This is a genomic window from Catalinimonas alkaloidigena (assembly GCF_900100765.1).
GTDB classification, from domain to species: Bacteria; Bacteroidota; Bacteroidia; order Cytophagales; family Flexibacteraceae; genus Mooreia; species Mooreia alkaloidigena.
In genome coordinates this window covers 536,103-558,717 of sequence record NZ_FNFO01000003.1, presented here as the reverse complement: position 1 = coordinate 558,717, position 22,615 = coordinate 536,103, and the positions used below count along the sequence as shown (strand labels likewise).

Sequence of the window (22,615 nt, the reverse complement as noted above, 5' to 3'; positions counted from 1 at the left end):
CTACGCAGTTTTCTTCAGTTTATAGGTTAAGTGGTTTATGAAGAGAGACCCGAACGGTGCGTGTGCCGTTCGGGTTTTTTCGTGCCTGTCTTCATGGAAGATTGACTTCTGCCTCCGGTGCGTTTTTGAGGTATTGATCCAGAAACGCTACAATCGCGGTATAGCCCTTAATCTCGTTCTCTTTCTTTGCGAAGCCGTGTCCCTCGTCGTCGAACACAACGTAATCGACCGGGACTCCGTTGGACTTGGCGGCCGCCACAATCTCATCCGATTCTACTTTCAGGACGCGTGGGTCGTTGGCCCCCTGCAACACCATCAGCGGTTTCTCGATGTTCTGCGCGTGGAACAGCGGCGATTTGTTGTACAGCGCCACCGAATCGGTTTCCGGGTTACCCATTTCGGCGTACAGCGCATCGCGGAACGAGCCCCACCACGGCGGAATGCTCTTCAGCGTACGGAGCCAGTTGGCCACACCGAAAATGTCGACGCCCACGTCGAATGCCTGGGGCTGAAACGCCAGCGCCGCCAGCACCATGTAACCGCCGTACGAACCGCCAATGATGCCAATCTTGCTGGAATCGACATACTGGGTTTCGGCCAGGTACTTCTTTCCCCAGATGCAATCCTGTAGGTCTTCGGTGCCGTGTTTCTGATCGTCCATCTGGAAAAACGTTTTGCCGTAGCCGCTGCTGCCCCGGTTGTTGACGGCCAGCACGGTATAGCCCTGGTTGGTCAGGTACTGCAACAGTGGCGAATATCCCAGCCGCGACTGCCCGCCGGGGCCGCCGTGCACCCAGACCAGCGCCGGCGACAGGCTGTCGGCCGAGGCCTGATGGGGTTTGTAGAGCAATGCCGGAATTTTGGTGCCGTCGAACGAGGCATACCGCACCACTTCGCCCTCCACCAGGTCGTCAGGGTCGATGGCCGCATTCAAGGTGTGGGTTAGCTGCCGGTGTTCGCCGGTCGCAAAGTTGTAGACATACAGATCGCTGGGCGACTTGGAGCTGCCTACGTAAAACGTCATCAGGTCTTCGTTCGGCGCGATGTTGACGGACGTAACGTCGCCGCCTTCCACATCCGGAAAATCAATCTCTTTTCCGTCATTTTCCTGGTCGAAAACATGAATGACGTTACGGGCATCGTCGTTCACGCCGACTACGCGGTACTTACCCCCGTGCGACAAATACGCGTACATGATGTCCCAATCGTAAGCCAGTTCGTCGCGGTGCTCGCCGCTGGCCAGATCGTACCGGCGCAGCGTACTGAACTCGCCCTTCTCGTCAGTCAGGTAATAGAGGGTCTGGCTGTCGAGGCTGAAGTAGGCGGGGCTGTAGGTGGCGTTGCCTTCGTGGGGCGAAAGGTGCGTCTGCTGACCCGTCTGTCGGTCCACCAGGTACATTTCGTTGTTGCTAGTGGTGATCGACTTCGTCAATACGATGTAACGCTTGTCCGGCGAAATGTCGGCCAGGTCCAGTCCGTCTTTGTTTTCGTAAAACAGGCTGGGCTCCAGCGTCGCGACGGGCACTTCGTACACGTCGAAAAACTGTGGATCGCGTCGGTTGGAGCCGAAGAAGAAACTCTGACGATCGTGACTCCACCCGTAAAACGACGCTTTGGCCTGTTCGCCGGGCGTCAGGTCACGGGCGGTGCCGTTGGTGTCGAGCAGGTAGATGTGGTTGATTTCGTTACCGCCCTGATCGGACGAAAACAACAACCGTTCGTCCTCGGGAAAATAAGCGATGGCATAAATCGAATTACTGTCCGATTGCGTAAGGGCCGTCGGTTCGCCGCCCGCGACCGGCAGGCTGTACGCATTCCAAATACCCGAACGGTTGCTCGAATAAAGGATTTTGGTCTGATCGGGCGAAAACGAACTACCGGCAATCTTTTCATTGTCCATGAACTGTTCAATGGTGTACTGTTTGACGGCCCGGGCAGGGGCCGAACTGGTACGTTGCGACGTATCGACGCACGCCAGCAGGGCGAGCGGAAGCAGCAGAAGTGAAAAAGAGCGTTTCATAGTAAAGTGTGGAAAAGGGAAGAGCGGTGGGGTGGGAACGAAAGGTCTGAAAATCAACGGCCAATCGCAAATGGTGCGGATACCGTTCCTCCCAAACCGTGTCAACCCGGCTCCGGTGCGTTCGTTAACTTAGGAACGTGAAAGCTCCGCACCCGCGTCCTACGCCCACCGACCTGGCGAACGTTCCCCTGCACCGGACGTTGCCCTTCGACGACATGGTGCCTTTTGTGCGGGAGGCACTGCGCGACCGGACCTGGGCATCGGTGGCTTATTTTGCTGTGGCTTTGGGGCCAATCCTCGTCGGGCTTCTGGTGGTGGGCACCCGGCTGGCAACTCACCAGGAAATTCCCTGGGACGGACTGTGGCAGGCCGGGGGGTGGGCGGCGCTGTTTTCGTTTACCCTCCTGATCCCGATCCACGAACTGTTACACGCTGCCGCGTACAAGCTCGCAGGTGCGCCGCGCATCAGCTTCGGGGCGCAATGGCGGCAGTTTGTGTTTTATGCGGCCGCCGACCGTTTTGTGGTAACCCGACGGGAGTTGGTGGTCGTGGCCCTCACGCCTTTTCTGGTGATCACCCTCGTGACGCTCCTGGGGGCGATGCTGGTGCCGGGGCCGGGGCGCTGGTTTTTCCTGGCCGTGTTCGTCATCCACACGTCTTTCTGCGGAGGCGATTTCGGCATCGTCAGTTACCTGATGCGCCACCGCCCCGACTACAGCTACGACGATCTGGACGCGAAAAAAGCCTACTTTTTTAAGGAATCGTTCAGTCGCGAAACAACGGAAGACTTTACTGAAAATTAATGGCTTCGTAGAACAACCCAAAGGGCCAAAAATCAGTATGCTGTAGAGGAAGCCCCCGGGCTAGCGATGTTCTTCCCGCCAATTTTTATCGTGTCTCAAATGCCACGAAGGCGGGCGATGCGGAACCTGATTCCGAGACTTTTTACATTCCTTCTTCTCATCCTCCCGAGCGTCGCCTCGGGCACAGTCAGTTTTAGTCCACCTTAAATCAAAACTCATCATGAACAACAACCTCACCTTATCCGCTACTTCCATTGTGGGGACCAAAGTGGTCAACAATCAAAACGAAAACCTGGGCGACATCAAAGACCTGATGATCGACACCAACCGGGGGCGCATTGCCTACGCGGTGCTTTCTTTCGGCGGCTTTCTGGGCATGGGCGACAAGCTGTTTGCCATTCCGTGGCCGATGATCAAGTTCGATACCGTCGACGAGCACGTGGTCCTCGACGTTAGCAAAGAACAACTGGAAAATGCTCCGGGCTTCGACAAGGACAACTGGCCGAACGAGCCTCAGAACGACTTTGTGAACCGCGTGTATTCGCACTACGGCTACAACTCGTTCTACAACAACGACGACCGGAATCTGCAAAGCGAGTCGTCGATGAGCAGCAACATGAACCGAACCACCGCCGACAGTGCCATGTCGAACCTGAACCGCAGTGGTGGAAGCAACATCGGCGGTACAGGACGTGCCAACGAAGACCTCAACCGCCAGAATATGGAAGAAGGGCGTATGGAGCAGAATCGCTCCGAATTGCGCTCGGGCCGTATTGAAGAGCAGCGGGGAGCGAACGATCCGGAACGACGCTCGCGTACCGGCCGCGACCCGTATACGGGCGGAACGGACTTATAAAAAGACAACACCAGCGGGCGGTTTAGTCGCCCGGAATCCGCATGACACGCCGATGAAAAGCGCGCTCCGACCGAGCGCGCTTTTTATGTATAGGCCACGCCTGAAAGCGTTTGAGGCGCCTGTTCCGTGCGAAAAGGACTTGGTGATCAGGGAATTAGTAAACTTAGCCGCCCCAGTTCCGTACTTAAATAAAAATTTCGTGAACGATTTTATGAAAAAAATACTATTCTCTCTCTTTTGCTTGCTATGTACTGCTGCGACGGCCCAAACTGCTACGGTGGTTTTCAATTACGAGCGATCTCAATTCAACGATAACCAGCCCCTGCCTGCGGGCGAAAATTTTACGCTGACCGGCGAAGTGAACGGTCAGGTCAGCATGGTGGAAGTGAAGATCTACCCGAAAGACGCCAATCTCAGCAAAGCGCCCCTGTACCGCAATCTGTGGAAAGGTGCGTTCAGTGGCGAAGCGCAGACGTTCTACCTGCCGGTGAATTACAAGTTGCGGGACAACACCCCCTACGATTTTGTCATCAACTATTACCGGCGGATCACCAACCAGGAGTTGCGGGAAGTGCAGCGGCAGTTGTACACGTATCTGGATGCGTATGTAGATCAGAGCATTACTTCGAACGGCAAACGTGTCAAACTGGAGAAAGGCCCCAACGAAATGGTCAACGACCTCAATTCGGTGGTCAATTCGTCTCTTGCCATGTACCAGAACGGACCGAACCTGCGGTTTGCGGGCTTCTCGGACCTGACGCGCGACCGCTTTCGGACATTGAAGGGCATGCGCCTGGACAAAGACAATGCCCCTCAGTTCGACGACATTACCCGCGAAGTGAAAATGCTGTTGCACACCGAAGTGCAAGCCATGCTGAACTCGGGCCTGTCGGTCATCGCCGACAGCAAACACGTGGATAATTATCCGGTTGAAAAGACGCGTAACATCTTGACCCTGCACGCCGGTTACGGCGGGGTGTACCTGGATGGCGATCTGCAGGATCTTTCGTACGGGTCGGGCTTTAATGCCGGGCTCACGTTGCCGTTAGGGCAAAAAGTATACGCCAGCAAATTCTGGAGTCGCTCCGAAATTGTGGTGGGATTTTACTTCAAAGACTTTAAGGTGTCGGACGATCGCACCGTGAGCGGGCCCATTTTCAAACGGCCGACGTATATCGGGCTGGGTTACAACATCTTCGAGTTTGTCAGCCTGACTGGGGGCGTCACGTTCCTGGAAGATGCCTCTACGGCCGGTGGTTTCGACGACTTGGCCAATCGTGTGTACGTCCGTCCCTTTCTGGGGGTTAACGTCAACCTCAACCTCTGGCTAGACCTCGCCCGCTAATTGACTGATTATGATGAACTTGTTTTTACGTATGATTCTGTGCGCATCGTTCCTGATCGCCAGCCTTTCCGTCCGCGCCCAACAGAACGACTATCGTTGGCGGGTGGGGCTGTACACAGGGGTGATGACGTACTACGGAGACCTGAATACCCGGCTGTTTTCCAATACCACGCCGCTGCGCAAATTCGATTTGGGCTACCTGAGCTACGGGGCCGATCTGGAACTGTCGCTTTCGCAAGCCTGGGGCATGCGTCTGCTGTACTCGCGGGGGCAGTTTGAAGCCAACGACCGCGCGCTTGATTGGCAGGGCAACCTGCGACTGGGCGAAGAAAACTTTGACCGCGCGCTGAACGCCCGCACCCAACTCAACGACCTGAGCCTACTGCTGAACTATTACTTCGACAACGAAACGTTTTTGAGCCGCAACGCCTGGATCACCCCCTACCTGACAGCTGGTCTGGGTTTTACGCAGTTCGACGTTTGGGGTGATTTGTACCGCAACGGGCAGCGTTATTACTACTGGGACGATCAGACGATTCGGACGGTGCCACAGGGGAGTACAGCCCCCGAGCAAGCGCCCGTCGTATCGCAAGACGGTACGTTCGAGACGAACCTAAGTGAACTGGATGTCGAGGAAGATTATGCCAACCAGACCATCAGCGTGCCGATGGGCATTGGGGTGAAAATGCGGTTCAGTAGCCGGATCAACGCCAATCTGGAGGTGCTGACGCGCTATACCTTCACGGACTATCTTGACGATGTAGCGGGGGTATATCCCACCGAAACCGACAACCCCCAGGTCAATTACGCCGCGAATCCTTCGGGACGCCTGGCCGAGTACCGGGGCGATCCCGGCGGCAACAACGACTGGTACACATTCGTCTCTTTGTCAGTGCATTACAACTTCGGGGCAAAGCCGCAGCCCTACAAAGTACCGGTGATCTACACAAATCCCAGCACCGCCTCGCAAACCCTGCTGGCACCGCCCGCACCCTCCGAACAACGCATGAGCATGCGTACCCGACGGTTTACACGCGTTACACGCGGAGAGGCTGGCCGCCGGGATGCCGGTCTCCTGGACGCCGGTCGCCGAAGAGCGATGGTTCCTGATAGCCTAGCGACCCGTTTTTCGCCCGTCGACTCGACAGCGGCCGAAGAAGCGATGGCCGCGATGCCCGACACGGCCTTGCCCCCTCCCTCCGACTCAGCGTTGGTCAGCGATTCGGTGCTGAACCAACTTCAGGCGGTAAGGCAGGAAATGGATACTACTGCCACGAGTGGCACCCTTCCTGATCACTTGGCGAGCGATTCTGCCGCTTCGCTGCAGCTGCGGCCCGAAACGCTAGCGGGTGATTTGCCGGAAGTCTCGATGCCTCTGCTGTTTAGCCCGGTCCCGACGGCGGCCGACAGCCAAAACGTTGCGTTGAAGGCGCCGTCGCGGGTGTCTCCGAAGCCTTCGGGCGTCACTCGGGATACCGTGGCTCGGGGCGGTCCGGCTCCTCAGATCGGCGAGCCGATGGATTCTGTCCGACAAGTGCCGACGTTCTTGTCGTTCAACCCATTGCCCACGCCTATCGATACCCCGCAAGTGGGGGTTGCCAGGCCCACTGCCCGTACGAAGGCTGATACGACCTACATCACCGCCCCCGATCAAAGCAATGCGGAAGTGGAGCAATTGCGTCGCCAGGTTGCGCTGCTGTCCAACCGGCTGGAAAGCCTGGAAGGACGTCCCTTGGCCACCACCCAGGGGCGGGTGATGCCGACCCGGACGGATACGATAACCGCCTACGATCCGCAGGTGCAGCAACTTTCGGTCGAAAATCAGGTGTTACGGGAAGAACTGCGTGCACTACAGCGGCAGATGATGAATCAGCCCCCGGTAGCTACGTCGCCTGCAACACCGGCACCCGCCTCCACCACCAATCAGGAAATCCAAGCGTTGCGACAAGAGATGCAACAACTGCGCAGCCAGATGGCCCAACAGGCTAGCCGGCCCACGTCCCCCGTTACTGCGGCCCCCGCAAACGACCAGGAACTGCAAGCACTGCGCACTGAACTAGAAACGCTTCGTCGTCGCGTGAACAGTAACGCTACGTCCAATACGGTAGTCGCGGCCCCTGTGCCGGTACCGGCTACCTCGGGCGACAATACGTCCATGCGGTTGGAGCGCACGGCCGAAGATTCGCTTCGCGACGCCCAAATCCGCCAGACGGAGCAGAGCATTGCAGACCTGAACAGCCGCCTGCAACAGATGCAAGCCAATCAGGGTGCGAACGCCACTACCGATGTCCAGGCCGAAGTAGACCGCTTGCGGGAGTTGATGAACAATACTACCCTGGAACTGAACCGATTGCGGCAGGAGCAGGCAACGGCACAGACCCGGGCCGAACTGGCTCGGAATTTTCAGAAAACGGAGGTTTTCTTCGCGACCGGTTCCTCCTCCATCGATTCCACCGACGCCCGTAATATCCGGCAGATTGCACAACTGACGCAGGAGTATCCGGAACTGAAAGTAGTGTTGCGTGGCTACACCGATCAAACGGGCAATGCACAGCAAAACCAGATTTTGTCGCGAAAGCGTGCCGAAGCGGTGCGCACGGCGCTGGTCAACGCTGGCGTTACGGCCGAAAAGATTACGGTAGAACACCACGGTGCCGACCGCAGCCTCGGACCGCAGCAATACTCGTACGGACGCCGCGTCGAGATCCATCTGTATACCAACTAATCTCGCAGCAAAGAACACAAAAAAAGACGACCGCCGGGTCGTCTTTTTTATTTCTGAAGGAAATAAAATATGCTGCCTAGTTACTCGCCTGCGAAAGCTCGGCCAGTTCTTTGTACTTTTTGGCTTCGGTTACTTCTGCGGCCTGCGGGTATTCGTTAATGATCCGCGCGTAGGTAGTAGCCGCCTCGCCCATCTGGTTATTTTTCTCGTAAGCCAGGGCAAGTTTCATCAGATAGCGCGGCGTAAACTGATCGTTAGGCTTGTAGTTAGCGGCCTCTTTGTAAGCCGAAATCGCTTGCGCGTAATTCTCTAGCTCCATGTAAGCGTCGCCAATCAGCGCATCAGCGCGCGCTGGCAGCAGCAGGTCGTCCGACTGAAAATCCTGTAGTGCGTCGATGGCTTGCTGGTATTGACCTTGCTTCAGGTAAATGGAACCGATGTAGAATTTCGCGAGGTTACCCGCGTCGGTCGAGCCGTATTCGTCGGCAATGTAGAGCAGCCCGTAGTTGATGTCGTCGCCGTTCAGCGCTTTGTTCAGCGAGTCGGCTTCGTAATAGTAAACGGCCGGGAACATGTACTGCTGTGCTTCCACCTCATTCTGACGCTGTGCGTAGCGCCAGAACGCAATGCCCGCAATTGCCAAACCCACGACCAGGGCCACGCCCAGCACGATCGCACGGTTCTTGCGGAAAAAATCTTCGGTGCGGTCCAGTTGACCGCGTAATGCATCCGGGCTTTCCAACACCTTGTCAGAGGCCGGGACGGGAGCCTCTTGTTGCCTGTTCTGCGGAGCCACTTTGGTTTTAGCCATGCTAGTCGTAGGTATAGTGCTATGCGAATTTGAACGCAGGGCCGCAAATTTAACGTAAATATTTCATTTCAAACAGCAACCCTGAATCGATGTAGTAAAACAAAAGCCTTTGTACCGAAAGGACAAAGGCTCTGACTATTAATGAGTTAGTGCATGTAAGATCGAAAGACCGGCCAAGCGTAGCTTACGGATGATCGACGATGAACGGATAATCCTCTTGCATGTACACATCTTTGTAAACTTCTTCCGGATCGGGGTAAGGCGACTCTTCGGCGAATTGAACCGATTCGTTCACCTGCTGCTTGATCTTCTCTTCGATGGCTTTCAGTTCGTCTTCGGTCGCAAACTTGTTGTCCAGGATCGTCTTCCGCACCTTTTCAATGGGGTCGCGTTCCCGGTATTCGGCCAGTTCTTCTTTCGTCCGGTATTTGGCCGGATCGGACATCGAGTGGCCTTTGTAACGGTACGTGCGCAGTTCCAGCAACGTAGGGCCTTCGCCTTTGCGGGCGCGCTCTGCTGCTGCCGCTACCGCCCGGTGTACGTTCTCGACGTCCATTGCATCGACCGGCTCAGAAGGCATGTCGTACGCCAGTCCGAGTTTGTAAAGCTCCTGCACGTTGGTGGTACGCTTCACCGACGTTCCCATGGCGTAACCGTTGTTCTCAATGGCGAAAATCACCGGAATTTTCCACAGCATCGCCATGTTGAACGTTTCATTCAGCGCACCCTGGCGGACGGCCCCGTCGCCCATGTAACAAATGCAGACTTTTCCGGTCTTTTTATACATCTCGGCGAAAGCCAGCCCGGCGCCCAGCGGAATCTGACCGCCTACGATGCCATGACCACCCACGAAACCTACTTCCTTGTCGAACATGTGCATCGAGCCGCCTTTCCCTTTCGAGCAGCCGGTCGATTTGGCGAACAGTTCGGCCATGATGGCGTTCGGCGAAGTGCCCAGCGCCAGTGGATGCGCGTGGTCGCGGTAGGCCGTAATGTATTTATCGCCAGGTTCCAACGCACTTACCGAACCGGCGGCGCAGGCTTCCTGCCCGATGTACAGGTGGCAGAAGCCACGGATTTTCTGTTGTCCGTACAACTGACCGGCTTTCTCTTCGAAACGCCGCATCAGCATCATACTTTCAAACCAGTATAAATAAGTTTCTTTGGGAAACGTTTCTTTCTTTTTGGTGTTTGCCTTGGATTTGGAAGCTGCCTTTGAGGCCGCGGTTGCTTTTTCTTTAACGCTTGCCATGCTTTCGTTCTTAGAATTTTCGCGAAAATAAGTAAAATCGACTGAAATTTACGGGTTAAACGCGGAAGGCCCTTGCGCCGTTCTTCTTAACAACCACTGATTTTCTGCGTTGTTTATCGTTATGCACCTGCAATACCTTCGTCTCCTCAATTTTAAAAATTATGCCGCACTCGAAGCCGACTTTTCGCCCCAAATTAACGCCATTGTGGGCGACAACGGGACTGGGAAGACCAACCTGCTGGACGCGGTGCACTACCTTTCGCTAACCAAGAGTGCCTTTAACAAGATTGATACTCAAAACATTAAACACGGCGAAGATTTTTTTCGGATCGACGGGACGTTTCTGAAAGAAGACGAGAAGTGGGACGTTTCGTGCCGCCTCAAGGCAGGCGACAAAAAGGTGGTGCAAGTCAACAAACTGCCTTACGAGCGGCTGAGCGAACACGTCGGGCGCTTTCCGCTGGTGATGATGGCACCGGACGATACAGACCTGATTCGGGGCGGTAGCGAAGACCGGCGGCGCTTTTTCGACGGCATCATCTCGCAGATCGACGCGGTCTACCTTCAGTCGCTGATGAAGTACAACCACCTGCTCAACCAGCGCAACAGCCTCTTGAAGCAGTTTGCCGATCGGCATTACGTGGACCGAACGCTGCTGGAAACTTACAACGAGCCTCTGCTGGCCCTGGGGAAAGAAGTGTTCGAGCGGCGGCAGGCCTTTGTGACCGACTTCCTGCCCGTGTTTCTGCACCATTACCAGCACCTGACCGACAGCCGTGAGGAGGTCGCGCTTCAGTACGAGTCGCACTGGCAAAGCGGCACGTTTGCGAAAGAGTTTGTGCAGTCGATCAACCGCGATCTGTACATTCAGCGGACCGACCTGGGCATACACCGCGACGACTACGCCTTCAGCATCGAAGGGCATCCGCTCCGCAAATACGGCTCACAGGGCCAGCAAAAATCGTTCGTGATTGCGCTGAAACTGGCGCAGTTCGATCAGATGAAAGACGTATCGGGGCGCAAGCCCATGCTGCTGCTCGACGACATCTTCGACAAGCTCGACGATCACCGCATTGCGCACCTGATGGAGTTGGTGGCCGACCAGCACTTTGGGCAGATTTTTCTGACCGACGCCCGCCCGGAACGCACCGAAAAAATTTTTAACACCATTCGCGCGGAAGTTCGGGTTTTTCGTACAACCTTTACTGAGTAATCCGTTCACTCCCACATGTACCGCTCCTACCCCAAGAAAGAGAAGAGAGAAACCAGTCGCTCCGGAGAAGCTACGCTCAAGGAATCGATCAACGAGTTGCTTGAAGTGTACCGTCTGCGAGGCAAGTTCAAAGAGACCCATGTGGTGAATGCCTGGGAACGGCTGATGGGCGCTCCTATCGCCAGCCGCACGCACCGGTTGTACATCAAAGACCGTCGCCTGTACGTGTCGCTTACCTCAGCGCCGCTCAAGCATCAGCTCAACATGGCGAAAACCAAGATCGTCGAGATGCTGAACCGCGATGCCGGTGAACAGGTCATCGACGACGTGATGTTTTTGTAAGGTTCTTTCTTTTTCGGCAGTCGCCAGTCTGTTGCCTGTTGGTGAGCAGAGGCCGCAAGTTCAGATGGCAGACCTGATGTATGTCGCACAAGAAAAAAGGACACGTCACCACGTGCGCAGAGCGATGCAAGCATTTGCGTAAGTACCTGAAGCGGCGCTTCTGGAAGGGAGAACGCAAAGCTGCCAAAAGCCTGATGACCTCTGATGGGCACGCGTAACGTATAACATTCGTTAAGTTGCGACCGTGCAACCCCGAATCGAAACCCTACCGAAAAAGCATTTCGCAGGAGTACGCATGACGACGTCGTTGGCCGACAACCAAACTCACGTACTCTGGCGTACCTTCATGCCTCGGCGCCGGGAAATCACCCGGGTGATCGGTAGTGAACTCTACTCCATCGAACGGTACGGCCCAGCGTATTTCGAGCGATTTGATCCTCAGGCTCGCTTCGAAAAGTGGGCGGCAGTAGAGGTCCCGGCGACGACCACCGTGCCTGAAGGTTGGGAAACGCTGACGACTCCCGAAGGACTGTATGCCGTTTTTGTGCATCGCGGCCCCGCCAGCGCCGGCCCGACGACGTATCAATTTATTCTCGGAACCTGGTTACCACAATCGACCTATGTTGTGGACCATCGCCCGCATTTCGCGGTGATGGGTGAACGATACAAAGGCGAAGACCCGGATTCGGAGGAAGAACTGTGGATACCGATCACGAAGAAGGTATGAAGCCGCCAGTGCACGCAGACGCATGTCAGCAGATTTCTACGGTTGGTCGAAATGACAAATGAGTTGTTAGGTCATCCTGCAAAGTGGCTTTGCTATGACAGGTTCGAGCGCTTATGGATTAGTGCAGAGTTTTAAGCACAGACGCTACCTTTCCCACTGCCTGAGCCATTGCTTTTGCGCGTTGGTATCGGGTACGGGTAATGCCCGAATGGTACTGATGTGGAAGAGCATTCCTTCGGCGGTGAGGCCGTTGTCCAGCAAAACGGCCCCCGCAATGATGGAAGACCGGCCGATGCCCATACGGCAGTGAATAACGATGCTCCGTCCCTGATCGAGTTTTGTTCTCAGGTCTAGAATCAGGTAACTCACCGCTTGTGGATCAGAGGGTAAGCCCCGGTCCCGGATCGGAAAAAGAATAAAGTCCAGCTGGTGTCGTTTACAATGGACTTCTTCGTTTCTCAGGCCCAACTCATCTATCTCCGGCTTTTCCAGCAGAGAAACTACAACCTGGACACCACGATTCGCCCAATTGGCTACTTCTCCTTCGAGCCAATCGTCTCCTCGTGGACGAGGCATGATGCCGAGCCTTGCCCCGGTAGCAAACTCCTCCAGCCAATAAATTTTCGTGAACATACTTCTAACGAGCAAGCTGATCAGGCTACCAGCTTCCGCTGGCCCCGCCCCCGCCGAACGAGCCGCCGCCGAAACCACCGAAGCCGCCTCCACCGCCGCCGCCAAAGCTGCCACCGCCCCCTGAGAAGTTGCCCCAACCGCCGCCGCGTCCGGAGTTCGCCAGCATCCACCACGGAATCGACGACATGCCTCGGTTGCGATACGTCCGGCCGCCCCCCCGCCCGCCGCCGCCCCGACTGATCAGGAAAACGACGAGGATGATGAAGAAGATGATCATGCCGATGGACATGCCGGGACTGCCGCCATCGCCATCGCGTGCGCGGGGTTCGGCCTCAAATTGCCCGGCAGCAGCCTGCATCAGCGCGGTAGTGGCTTGGTCGAGGCCTTGGTAATAGTTCTCGTTGCGAAAAGCCGGACGGATGACGTTGTCGATGATGCGACCGGCCACCACATCGGGCGCGTAGGCTTCCATCCCATACCCGATCTGGACGCTCACTTTCCGGTCATTGATGGCCGCAACAATGAGCGCGCCGTTGTCTTTTCCCTGCTGCCCGATTCCCCATTTCTGCGCCACCCGCTGTGCATAATCGGCAATTTCGTAATCGCCCGTGGTCGGAACGATGATGACTGCAATCTGCGTCGAAGTAGTATCGTCGTACGCCACCAACTTACGCTCCAGGCGGTTCCGCTCCTCGCCGCTCAGCAGATTGGCGTAGTCGTTCACCAGGCGGGGTGGGTTCGGCGGGTCGGGAATGGCCACTTCCTGCGCATGCAGTGCGAATGAAGCGAGCCAAACCAACCCCAGAAGTAGGAAGTGTTTCACAGATAAAGCTTAGTTCTTCCCGAACGAGATGTCGTCGGGCAGTTCGTTGATGTCGTCCTTTTGGCGGGGAAAGTGGACTTTAAGTTCCTGTCCGGCCATGCGAATGCCTTCTTCCAGCCCTTCGGTAAACTTCCCCTGCCGAAACAGCACGGCCATGTGTTCTTTGATGTCATCCCAAAAACCCGGCGGCACTTTCTGGTTGATGCCCTTGTCGCCCAGAATCGCGAATTGATGCGACTCGAACGCGAGGTAAAACAGCACCCCGTTGCGCAGGGCCGTTTTGTGCATCTTCAGCGTAGCGAACAGATCGGCCGCGCGGTCCAGCACTTCGCCTTTGCACGTGCGCTCGATGTGTACCTGAATTTCGCCGGAAGTATTCAGTTCGGCGTCTTTGATGGCCGCAATGATTTGTTGCTGTTGGGAAGACGAGAAGAACTCTTTCGCCATGAGCGGGATGGAAGTGATGCGAAGGATAAAACTAGAATTCGACCGTAGGCGGGCGGTCCGAGCCCGGCGTAGCCTGGAAGTACGCCTTGGTATCGAAGCCGAAAATGTTGGCCGTAATGTTGCGCGGGAACTGCCGGATGTACGTGTTGTACTCCTGCACGGTCTGGTTAAAGTTGCGCCGCTCCACGGCAATGCGGTTTTCGGTCCCTTCCAGTTGCACCTGCAAATCGCGGAAGTTCTGGTTCGCTTTCAGGTCGGGGTAGTTCTCGGAGACCACCAGCAGACGTGAGAGCGCACCGCTCAGTTGCTGTTGGGCTTGTTCGAAGCGCGCCATGTTTTCGGGCGTCAGGTCGTCGGCACTGAGGTTGATCGACGTGGCACTGGCCCGGGCTTCGATCACCTGCGTCAGCGTTTCCTGTTCGAAGTTAGCGGCTCCCTTTACGGTGCTCACCAGGTTGGGAATCAGGTCGGCCCGGCGCTGGTACACGTTTTCAACCTGCGACCAGGCCTGGTCGACGGTCTCTTGTTTCTGCACCATGCTGTTGTAGCCGCACGAACTGAGCGACAGGACCAGGCTGAGGCCCAGGAGCTGAAGGAATATACGTTTCATACAAAAGGTTTAAGGTCAAGGGTGAATGCAATTTCACTATCGCAATACGTAGATGCGAAACAGAAGTTTATGAAGGGCTCTGTTCGTTGGATGAAGGGTTGGATTGCGGGCGTGGCTTGCGGCGCTTCTTCCGTTTTTTCTTCTTTTTGACCTCGCCTTCGGCCGCACCCGCGGTCGGTGTGGCCGTTGGTGCAGGCGTCGCGGCGCTGGCCGATGCCTCCGACTGCGGTCCCTTCGGTTTCCGTTTTTTCTTCCGGCGCTGGTTGGGCGCAGCACCCGACGAGCGCTTCTCCGGATTGTAGGCCGGGCCGGGTTCGAAGCCTTCGGGCAGGGGCAACTTGGGCAATTCCATCTCCATCAGCTCCTCGATGCGGCGGACGCGGTGCTGTTTTTCACCATTAATGAACGTAATGGCCACGCCGGTGCGCTCGGCCCGCGCCGTCCGCCCGATGCGGTGGATGTAGTCTTCGGCGTCCTGCGGAATGTCGTAATTCACTACGTGACTGATGTTGTCCACGTCGATGCCCCGCGACAGCACGTCGGTCGCGACCACGATGGGCAACTGCCCGTTCTTGAATTCGCGCATCACCTCTTCCCGCGCGTTCTGATCCAGATCCGAACTAACGCCTTTCGACTGAAATCCCAGCTTGTTGATGGCGCGGACAATCTTGTTCACCTCGCTGCGGCGCGACGTAAAGACGATCATGCTCTGGACGTCCATCTGCCGGAGAATGTGCTCCATCAGGTCGATCTTCTGATGATCGTGCACCAGGTAGGCCGACTGGTCGATTTTTTCGGCGGGGCGCGAAATGGCGATGTTTACCTCGGCCGGGTCGCGCAGGATGCGGTCGGCCAGGAGGCGGATTTTTTTCGGCATCGTGGCCGAGAACAGCAGCGTCTGCCGATCGGTGGGCAACTCGTTGACGATCTGGATGATGTCCTCGAAAAAGCCCATGTCCAGCATCTTGTCGGCTTCGTCCAGAATCAGGGTACGGATGTGGTCGAGCTGTACGTAGCCCATCCGCATGTGCGCAATGAGGCGCCCGGGTGTAGCAACCAGAATTTCCGCACCGTTTTCCATGGCGTTACGCTGGCGCGACCAGACTTCGCCGCCAGTGCTGCCGCCGTAAATGGCCATTGAGGTGACGCCCGTCAGGTAACCGAAGCCATCGATCTGCTGATCGATCTGCTTGGCCAGCTCGCGCGTCGGTGCCAGAATCAGGCATTGCGAAGCTTCTTTGGGGTGGTCCAGAATGTGTTGGATGGTGGGAATCAGGTACGCTGCCGTTTTTCCCGTTCCCGTTTGCGCGCAGCCGATCAGGTCGCGTCCCGACAGAATTTCGGGAATGGCCTGGGCCTGAACAGGCGTCGGCTCGTTGTACTGCATCATGTCGATGCTCTCGGTCAGGGAAGAATGAAGGTTAAAATCGTGAAATGTCATGCAATAGCGTCAAGATGGGTGAGGCGTTGAAACGCCGAGGCCGGAAAGGCCGTTCTGCGTGGTCGCGCGAGATGCCCTAAAAATACGGGCTCCTTGCCAATCATAACCAAAAAGATCGTAATTGAATTCAATAAGTGGTTTGCGTTGTATTTCCGGCCTCGCCCGGCGGCGTTACCCTGCCGAAACTTTAGTCACGTTGTCGTCGGGATTGCGGTCCAGCAGGATGTTAAACGGATCGACGCCGGCGCGGTCCGGCTTTTCCGGCACGGTAAATTCCAGGGTGTGTTCGCCGCCCGTCAGGCGATGTTTCTGCAAATAGAGCGGCTTCTTCACGGTTTGGCCGTCTTCGGTCACGTCTTTCAGAATCCCGATGTCGACCCAGTCGTTCATCGGCGTTTCCTCTTCCGCACCCAGGCTGTCGGCGTAATATTTCTTGGTCTGCACCGTCAGGGTCACCTTGTAGCGGTCGTCCGACAGCTTCTCGTATTCCGCGTCGGTAATGCGGTTTTCGTACAGAGCGCGGCGCTCCCAGAGGTCTGTCAGCAGGTAGGTGAGCGAATCGGGCGTGACGGACTGAATGGCGGCGTACAACTCGCGCGAGCTGGTGTAGGGCGCCTCGCCGAACTTGACCGAGTTGACGTACTGGTGCAGGGCGCGGTTCAGTTTGTCTTCACCGATGAAATCCTGCAGGGCATACATCGCCACGCTGCCCTTCCGGTAATGCACGTACGCCTGCCCGTCGTTTTCCAGGATGGTGGGCTCGTACTTGTCTTCCCCGGCCCGTCCCCGCAGGTAACTGTCCAGTTCGTACTCCAGAAACTTCTGCATCTGCGCCTCGCCGTACTTCTCTTTCATCACCATCAGCGCTGAGTATTGCGACATCGTTTCCGACACGGTCGAGGCACCCTTCGTCGCCCGCGGCATCACCTGATGGCCCCACCACTGGTGCGCCACTTCGTGGGCCGTGACGTAGAACATGTAGTCGGTGTCTTCCGGGTCGGAAAAATCGGCCTGCCACCCGAACGCCTCCGAGAACGGGACGGTGTTGGCAAACGACTGCGCGAAGGTGGAATAGCGCGGGAACTCCAGGATGCGCAACTGGCGGTGCTGATACGGCCCGAAATTTTTGGAATAGTAGGCCAGCGACCGTTTCATCCCGTCCATCACGCGGTCAAGGTTCCGTTCGTGACCGGGATGGTGATAAATTTCCAGGTTGACGGTTTTCCCGTCGGGACTAGTCCACGTATCGCGCACCACTTCGTAACGTGCCGACACAATTGAGAAGTAATAGAAACCGGGCGCTTCCGATTGGTAATGGTAATATTTCCGGCCGTCGGCTTCCCACTCGCGTTGCAGGTAGCCGGGTGCGATGGCGATCTGGTCGGGCGCCGTACTGAGCACCGCCTCGAAGTTCACGTAGTCGGCATCGTCGCCCACGAACGAGTTGTTCCGGGCAACCGGATCGTCGATTTCGGGCGCGCGCTGGTCTTTCTCGGGCAGGTCGTACTCCTCCCGGTCGTCGTCCGAACTCATTTCCCGGTCTTCGCTGTACCCAAACGAAGGCAGTACGCTGGTGTCGAAAAACGTTCCGTTGTAAATCAACTCGCGGTTGTAGCCTTCGTTGGTAAAGCCCCGGTTTTGGGCCTGCATGGTGAACTGCATCGTGGTCGTGTCACCCGGCGCGAGCGGACGGGGCAGGCGGTAGATGGCGTACGTAAGGCGTGGGTCGTCGAGCAGCGTTTCCGGCGCTGCGCCGCCGATGCGAAAGTTCGAAAGTCCGTATTCTTTCCCGACCTGTACGTGCAGCGAGTCGATGGTCTGATTGGTCTTGTTTTTCAGTCGGAAACGGCCACGCACGTCGGCTCGGCGTTCGGCCGGAAACAGATCGACTTCCAGATACACGTCGGTGATTTTTGGTTGCGGCACGTCCTCATACTGCTTGTACTGCTTTTCGTAATCAGCCGCGATCTGCTTGCCTTCGTCGATGGTCCGGTACTCGTTCTGTACGTTGGTGTTGTAGAAGATCCACGCGCCCATCGCCACGAAGCCGACCAGCAGCAGCACCAGCGTCAGCGCAATGGGCCGATCGAACCGCTGTTGCGCTATCTGGAAGCGGTTTTTGAAGTTCTCTTCCACGCCCCGAAACCACATCACGTTGCCGATCAGCAGCATGACGCCCGCCAGCAGCAGCCAGTAGGCATTGAACGAAAGCAGCGGCGCAAAGAAGTGCCCAAACCCGTTCATCTCCGAATACAGATAACCCGGCCGCCCCCCGAAAAGGTAAAGGTTGTGCCGGAATTCGGCGATGCGGAAGCCCAGCACCGTCACCCAGATGGCGATCACCGCGAAGTGCCCGACGAACTTGTTGTTGACCAGGATGTGGACAAAGAACGCCAGCCCGACGATGACGAGGTAAAACGGGAGCGTCAGCACGAACAGGTCGATGAAGTAGACGTCCAGTTCGTAGTGAAAATACCCTTTGATGGTCTGGAAGAGAATGCCAACGACCATGATGGTGGTGACCAGCAGCACGCAGATGTAGGCCAGGGCCAGGTACTTAGAGCCGTAGACCAGCCAGTTGGGAACGGGGAACGTGTCGGAGATCTGCGCGAACTTCAAACTGCGGTCGCGGTGGACCAGCTCGCCTGTGTAAAAGATGATCAGGATCATCACGAAGAAAAAGAAGCTGCCCTCTTTCAACTCGATCATCGTCGATGTGGTGGGCAGCGAAGGCGTGCCGTACAGCGTGTTGCCGAACCAAGCGTCGAGGAACATGAACAGCACGCCCGCCAGCAGGATGACGATGAAATATACGTCTTTGGTCGCGCTGCGGAACTCCATCCCCGCCAGCCGGAACATCTGCCGGAAATGCACTCCGAACGAGTAGTCGGGCGTGACGCGGGGTAGACTTTCCAGCGAAACGGGCGCTTGTGTCGCGTCGGCCGTCTTGGCCTTGCGTCCCTTCTTCTTGCGCTTCGTGCGTCCCAGCAGAAAGTCCTGGAAGCTGAACCGCGTAAAGGTGATCGCCAGCAGCACGACGCCCACGCCTACCCAGATCAGCCGGTTCCACAGCACCAGCCCCGCCAACGGCACCAGGCTATTATTTTGTTCAGCGATGGACCAGTACTTGCTCACGTCGGTGTAAGCGTTCAGCCCGAACGGATCGAGCAGCGCCGAGAGCGTCACGTTGTCCAGGTCGCTGATCAGCGAGTCGGCGATGAGGTACCCCACCAGCAGCACGATGCCGCCCGCGTAGGCCGCCATGATGTTGCGCGACAGCGTCACGGCCGAGAAAAACACCGCTCCCAGGAAAAACAGGTTGGGCAGCAGAAACAGCAGCATCGGTTGCAGGTAGTGCACCACGTGAAACGGCCCGAACTTGTCAGCGTCGACCCACCCGAACAGCGGCGCTACGGCCGCCCCCAGCAGAATCCCGACATAAATGCCCAGCATAATGAACACCAGCGTCACGAACGAACCCAGAAAACGCCCGCCCAGGTACGCGCTCTTTTTGATCGGCAGTGCGAAGAAGTAGCGGTCGGTGCCGTGCTCCAAGTCACGGTAGGTCGGGACGCCCATCACCGCCGACGACACCAGCGCCCCGAACACACTCAGGATGATGGTGAAGTTGTAAATAAACACGGGCGCATTCTTCAGCACCTTCTCCGAACTGATGCCGATTCGCACGTTGTCCGTCGCCGTCGCCAGAAACGACAGCAGCAGGAAGATGAAGAAGTACAGGTACGTCGCCGGCCGTTTGGCCCGGTATTTTAATTCAAATAAGAAGATTTCGCTGAGCATAGTCGTGTGGGAGCATAGAGCGGAGGGCAGAGTGCATAGAGACACTAACCCTCTCGTTTCTGAAGTGATTTCTGAAAATTGGTGAGCTTACGACAGAGCATATCTAGTTCGTCGAGTAATTGGTTGGCCTGTTCTTCGGCGAGCAACTGGCGCTGTTGCATCATGATGAGGACGTTGGCGTTTTCGAAGACCGAGCGGCGTGCGATGTTGAGGAAGTGGATAAATTCTTTGGACGAAGTAGAGCCGGACCCTTCCGTGATGTTGTTCGTCACGCTAAGGGCGGAGCCACGGAGTTGTTCCGCAAAACGATAAAGCTTTTCTGCTCTTCGCGCTCTGCCCTCTGCGGGAGCTTCGCTCCCTCAAACCGTCACCACATCCATCTTCTGGGCGATGGTGGCGAAGTAGACGTCCTCCAGGTCGGCCTGGACGGGGTCGAAGCCTTCGGGTGGCACGTCACTTTGCACGTGGAGCACCGTTTTGCCGGCGAACATGCGCGTGGAAATGACGCGGTAGCGTTCGCGGTACTGGGGCACTTCGCTGCGGTCGACCGCCTTTTGCCAGATCTGGCCCTGGAACGAGGCGACCAGCTCGGCGGGGTTGCCGGTCAGCAGCACTTCGCCCAGGCAGATGATCGCCATGTCGCGGCAGAGGTTACTGACGTCCTCCACGATGTGAGTCGACAGAATCACGATCGTGTTTTCCCCGATTTCGCTGAGCAGGTTGTGGAAGCGGTTGCGTTCGGCGGGGTCCAGCCCGGCGGTGGGTTCATCGACAATGATGAGCCTGGGGTTGCCCAGCAGCGCCTGTGCGATGCCGAAGCGCTGTTTCATCCCGCCCGAGTAGGTGCCGAGGTTCTTGCGGCGGGCGTCCCAGAGGTTCACCTTTTGCAGCAAAGCGTCCACAATTTCCTTGCGCTCTTTGCGCTGCGTGAGGCCCTTGAGCGTAGCGATGTGGTCGAGCATCGTTTCGGCGGTCACTTTGGGGTAAACGCCGAACTCCTGCGGCAGGTAGCCCAGCACGCGCCGCACGGCGTCTTTGTCGTGCAGCACGTCGATGTCGCCCATTGTGACCGAACCGGTGTCGGCTTCCTGCAAGGTGGCCAACGTGCGCATCAGCGACGACTTGCCCGCACCGTTGGGCCCCAGCAGGCCGAACATCCCCTGCGGAATGGTGAGCGTGACGTCTTTCAGCGCCTGGACGCCATTCGGATAGGTCTTGGAGAGGTGTTGTATGCGTAATTCCATACGGTAGTTTATGAGTGTCAATCAAAAGGCAGAACGATCCAAAGAAAAGAAATCGGGCCGGATGACCAAGCGCGGATTGTCCGTGGTCGAACAATTTGTGGGATTGGAGGTATTCCTATAGGATGAACGGAAACGATGCCGGGGGCGGTGCGCGGTGCTGGAAGCAGGAAAGTGCAGGCTTTCTTCTACTTTTGTATAGCCCCACCCGTATACATCGCTTTACTCCTACTTCCCTCTTGCTATGACCAGAAAAGAATACTTTCTGCTGGCGGTGCTTGCGGCCGTCCAGTTTACCCATATTGTCGATTTTATGATCATGATGCCGCTGGGGCCGCAATTGATGCGCCTCTTCGACATCGACCCGCGGCAGTTCAGCCTTGTGGTGTCTTCCTATACGTTCTCGGCGGGGATCTGCGGCTTTGCCGGGGCGTTCTTCCTCGATCGGTTCGACCGGAAAGCGGCGTTGCTGTGGCTCAACATCGGGTTCACGGTCGGAACGGTTTTGTGTGCGCTGGCCCCTTCGTACGAGCTGCTGTTGGTGACGCGCTGCCTGACCGGTGCGTTCGGCGGCGTGCTGGGGGCCTTGGTGCTGGCCATTGTCGGCGATGCGTTTCCGGTCGAGCGGCGGGCCAGCGCGATGAGCATCGTGATGATGGCCTTCTCGGCGGCGTCGGTCTTCGGGGTGCCGTTTGGGTTGTACCTGGCGACCTTGTTCACGTGGCATGCTCCGTTCTTTTTCCTGGGAGGGTTCGGCATAGTGATGACGGCGGGAATCGTCTTCTACGTACCCACGTTGCGCGGGCATTTGCGGGACGCCTCGGCCCCGAAGGCGCATCCGATGGAAGCCCTCTCGCTTGTTTTGGAGAACCCGAATCAGCTGCGGGCACTGTTGTTTATGGTGTTGCTGATGTTGGGGCAGTTTACCGTCATCCCGTTTATCTCGCCCTACATGGTGAGCAACGTCGGGTTTACGGAACAGCAACTGACCTACATTTACCTGTGTGGCGGGGCGCTGACCATCTTTACGTCGCCCGTCATCGGGCGGTGGGCGGATCGCTACGGGCAAAAGCGGATCTTCACGATCTTCATGTTTTTGAACCTGCTGCCGCTCCTGCTCATCACCAACATGCCTGCCATGAGCATCGTGCCTGTGCTGATCGTCACGACCTTCTTTTTCGTCTGTGGCGGCGGCCGCATGATTCCGGCCATGTCGATGATTACCTCCACGGTACGGCCGCAGAACCGGGGCAGCTTCATGAGCATCAACTCGGCAGTACAACAGCTAGCGGCCGGGTTCTCTTCGTTTATCGCGGGGGTAATTGTGGTCGAACGGGCCGACGGCACGCTGGCGCATTACAACTGGGTGGGCTACTTAGCGGTGGCCTGTACTGTGGTGGCCATTTTTGCCGGGCGGCAGCTTCGCGTAGTGGATCACGAAGTCCGTCCCGAAACGGCAGGCATAGCAGCCACCGGCGAGCCCGAATCAGGAGCGGTCGTGGCGTCGGTCTCCGACCAGGCGTAA

At 56.9% G+C, this 22,615-nt stretch carries 19 protein-coding genes; 8 read left to right on the top strand and 11 right to left on the bottom strand.

Going from position 1 to position 22,615, the window contains the following annotated elements; translation table 11 throughout:
- Positions 1–91: 91 nt before the first annotated feature.
- Positions 92–2,020 carry a S9 family peptidase gene (locus BLR44_RS09515; RefSeq protein ID WP_089681464.1) on the bottom strand — a complete coding sequence of 643 codons (1,929 nt, stop codon included), beginning with the start codon at positions 2,018–2,020 and terminating at the stop codon, positions 92–94.
- A 137-nt stretch (positions 2,021–2,157) separates the two neighbouring features.
- On the opposite strand from BLR44_RS09515, the gene BLR44_RS09510 reads away from it, so the two are divergent.
- From BLR44_RS09510 to BLR44_RS09495, 4 genes are all read left to right on the top strand, one after another.
- Complete coding sequence (locus tag BLR44_RS09510; RefSeq protein WP_089681463.1) at positions 2,158–2,823, top strand: DUF3267 domain-containing protein; 666 nt, start codon at positions 2,158–2,160, stop codon at positions 2,821–2,823.
- A gap of 220 nt (positions 2,824–3,043) precedes the next feature.
- Positions 3,044–3,679, top strand: coding sequence for a PRC-barrel domain-containing protein (locus BLR44_RS09505; protein ID WP_089681462.1), 636 nt, complete (start codon positions 3,044–3,046; stop codon positions 3,677–3,679).
- A 211-nt stretch (positions 3,680–3,890) separates the two neighbouring features.
- Complete coding sequence (locus BLR44_RS09500; protein ID WP_218127046.1) at positions 3,891–5,024, top strand: hypothetical protein; 1,134 nt, start codon at positions 3,891–3,893, stop codon at positions 5,022–5,024.
- Between the two features lie 31 nt (positions 5,025–5,055).
- The gene (locus BLR44_RS09495) at positions 5,056–7,749 is read left to right on the top strand and encodes a DUF6089 family protein (protein ID WP_176955967.1); all 2,694 of its coding nucleotides are present in this window, start codon (positions 5,056–5,058) and stop codon (positions 7,747–7,749) included.
- Positions 7,750–7,825: 76 nt separating this feature from the next.
- On the opposite strand, the gene BLR44_RS09490 is transcribed toward BLR44_RS09495, so the two are convergent.
- Together BLR44_RS09490 and pdhA are read right to left on the bottom strand one after the other, a co-directional pair.
- Entirely contained in the window at positions 7,826–8,560 is a 735-nt protein-coding gene (locus BLR44_RS09490; RefSeq protein WP_089681459.1) for a tetratricopeptide repeat protein, read from the bottom strand.
- A gap of 184 nt (positions 8,561–8,744) precedes the next feature.
- The gene (gene pdhA / locus BLR44_RS09485; protein WP_089681458.1) at positions 8,745–9,812 is read right to left on the bottom strand and encodes a pyruvate dehydrogenase (acetyl-transferring) E1 component subunit alpha; all 1,068 of its coding nucleotides are present in this window, start codon (positions 9,810–9,812) and stop codon (positions 8,745–8,747) included.
- Between the two features lie 121 nt (positions 9,813–9,933).
- Between pdhA and recF the strand changes: the two genes are divergently transcribed.
- The 3 genes from recF to BLR44_RS09470 all read left to right on the top strand — a co-directional run bounded on the left by recF (position 9,934) and on the right by BLR44_RS09470 (position 12,094).
- Positions 9,934–11,025, top strand: a complete 1,092-nt coding sequence (gene recF / locus BLR44_RS09480) for a DNA replication/repair protein RecF (RefSeq protein WP_089681457.1) — start codon at positions 9,934–9,936, stop codon at positions 11,023–11,025.
- Between the two features lie 15 nt (positions 11,026–11,040).
- Positions 11,041–11,367, top strand: coding sequence for a DciA family protein (locus tag BLR44_RS09475; RefSeq protein WP_089681456.1), 327 nt, complete (start codon positions 11,041–11,043; stop codon positions 11,365–11,367).
- 244 nt (positions 11,368–11,611) lie between these two features.
- The gene (locus BLR44_RS09470) at positions 11,612–12,094 is read left to right on the top strand and encodes a GyrI-like domain-containing protein (protein ID WP_089681455.1); all 483 of its coding nucleotides are present in this window, start codon (positions 11,612–11,614) and stop codon (positions 12,092–12,094) included.
- A gap of 144 nt (positions 12,095–12,238) precedes the next feature.
- Here the strand turns inward: BLR44_RS09470 and BLR44_RS09465 are convergent, their stop codons facing one another.
- From BLR44_RS09465 to BLR44_RS09430, 8 genes are all read right to left on the bottom strand, one after another.
- Positions 12,239–12,670 carry a protein-tyrosine phosphatase family protein gene (locus BLR44_RS09465; RefSeq protein WP_218127045.1) on the bottom strand — a complete coding sequence of 144 codons (432 nt, stop codon included), beginning with the start codon at positions 12,668–12,670 and terminating at the stop codon, positions 12,239–12,241.
- Positions 12,671–12,752: 82 nt separating this feature from the next.
- Positions 12,753–13,550, bottom strand: coding sequence for a TPM domain-containing protein (locus BLR44_RS09460; RefSeq protein WP_089681453.1), 798 nt, complete (start codon positions 13,548–13,550; stop codon positions 12,753–12,755).
- Between the two features lie 9 nt (positions 13,551–13,559).
- The gene (locus BLR44_RS09455) at positions 13,560–13,997 is read right to left on the bottom strand and encodes a TPM domain-containing protein (protein WP_089681452.1); all 438 of its coding nucleotides are present in this window, start codon (positions 13,995–13,997) and stop codon (positions 13,560–13,562) included.
- A gap of 31 nt (positions 13,998–14,028) precedes the next feature.
- Positions 14,029–14,607 carry a LemA family protein gene (locus BLR44_RS09450; protein WP_089681451.1) on the bottom strand — a complete coding sequence of 193 codons (579 nt, stop codon included), beginning with the start codon at positions 14,605–14,607 and terminating at the stop codon, positions 14,029–14,031.
- Positions 14,608–14,674: 67 nt separating this feature from the next.
- Positions 14,675–16,048: a DEAD/DEAH box helicase gene (locus BLR44_RS09445; protein ID WP_245706020.1), complete on the bottom strand. Its 1,374-nt coding sequence runs from the start codon at positions 16,046–16,048 to the stop codon at positions 14,675–14,677.
- A gap of 171 nt (positions 16,049–16,219) precedes the next feature.
- Entirely contained in the window at positions 16,220–19,849 is a 3,630-nt protein-coding gene (locus BLR44_RS09440) for an ABC transporter permease/M1 family aminopeptidase (RefSeq protein WP_089681450.1), read from the bottom strand.
- A gap of 44 nt (positions 19,850–19,893) precedes the next feature.
- Positions 19,894–20,121: a four helix bundle protein gene (locus BLR44_RS09435; protein ID WP_245706019.1), complete on the bottom strand. Its 228-nt coding sequence runs from the start codon at positions 20,119–20,121 to the stop codon at positions 19,894–19,896.
- Positions 20,122–20,208: 87 nt separating this feature from the next.
- The gene (locus tag BLR44_RS09430; protein ID WP_089681449.1) at positions 20,209–21,093 is read right to left on the bottom strand and encodes an ABC transporter ATP-binding protein; all 885 of its coding nucleotides are present in this window, start codon (positions 21,091–21,093) and stop codon (positions 20,209–20,211) included.
- A gap of 241 nt (positions 21,094–21,334) precedes the next feature.
- Here BLR44_RS09430 and BLR44_RS09425 point away from each other — a divergent pair, with 241 nt between their 5' ends.
- Positions 21,335–22,615 carry an MFS transporter gene (locus BLR44_RS09425; protein WP_089681448.1) on the top strand — a complete coding sequence of 427 codons (1,281 nt, stop codon included), beginning with the start codon at positions 21,335–21,337 and terminating at the stop codon, positions 22,613–22,615.

Bases quoted from the DNA above. Each gene is read 5' to 3' on its own strand.
- BLR44_RS09425 (WP_089681448.1), top strand. From the start codon at position 21,335: ATGACCAGAAAAGAATACTTTCTGCTGGCGGTGCTTGCGGCCGTCCAG.
- BLR44_RS09495 (WP_176955967.1), top strand. From the start codon at position 5,056: ATGATTCTGTGCGCATCGTTCCTGATCGCCAGCCTTTCCGTCCGCGCC.
- BLR44_RS09455 (WP_089681452.1), bottom strand. From the start codon at position 13,997: ATGGCGAAAGAGTTCTTCTCGTCTTCCCAACAGCAACAAATCATTGCG.
- recF (WP_089681457.1), top strand. From the start codon at position 9,934: ATGCACCTGCAATACCTTCGTCTCCTCAATTTTAAAAATTATGCCGCA.
- pdhA (WP_089681458.1), bottom strand. From the start codon at position 9,812: ATGGCAAGCGTTAAAGAAAAAGCAACCGCGGCCTCAAAGGCAGCTTCC.
- BLR44_RS09440 (WP_089681450.1), bottom strand. From the start codon at position 19,849: ATGCTCAGCGAAATCTTCTTATTTGAATTAAAATACCGGGCCAAACGG.
- BLR44_RS09475 (WP_089681456.1), top strand. From the start codon at position 11,041: ATGTACCGCTCCTACCCCAAGAAAGAGAAGAGAGAAACCAGTCGCTCC.
- BLR44_RS09505 (WP_089681462.1), top strand. From the start codon at position 3,044: ATGAACAACAACCTCACCTTATCCGCTACTTCCATTGTGGGGACCAAA.
- BLR44_RS09515 (WP_089681464.1), bottom strand. From the start codon at position 2,020: ATGAAACGCTCTTTTTCACTTCTGCTGCTTCCGCTCGCCCTGCTGGCG.
- BLR44_RS09450 (WP_089681451.1), bottom strand. From the start codon at position 14,607: ATGAAACGTATATTCCTTCAGCTCCTGGGCCTCAGCCTGGTCCTGTCG.
- BLR44_RS09490 (WP_089681459.1), bottom strand. From the start codon at position 8,560: ATGGCTAAAACCAAAGTGGCTCCGCAGAACAGGCAACAAGAGGCTCCC.
- BLR44_RS09465 (WP_218127045.1), bottom strand. From the start codon at position 12,670: ATGCCTCGTCCACGAGGAGACGATTGGCTCGAAGGAGAAGTAGCCAAT.
- BLR44_RS09445 (WP_245706020.1), bottom strand. From the start codon at position 16,048: ATGACATTTCACGATTTTAACCTTCATTCTTCCCTGACCGAGAGCATC.
- BLR44_RS09430 (WP_089681449.1), bottom strand. From the start codon at position 21,093: ATGGAATTACGCATACAACACCTCTCCAAGACCTATCCGAATGGCGTC.
- BLR44_RS09500 (WP_218127046.1), top strand. From the start codon at position 3,891: ATGAAAAAAATACTATTCTCTCTCTTTTGCTTGCTATGTACTGCTGCG.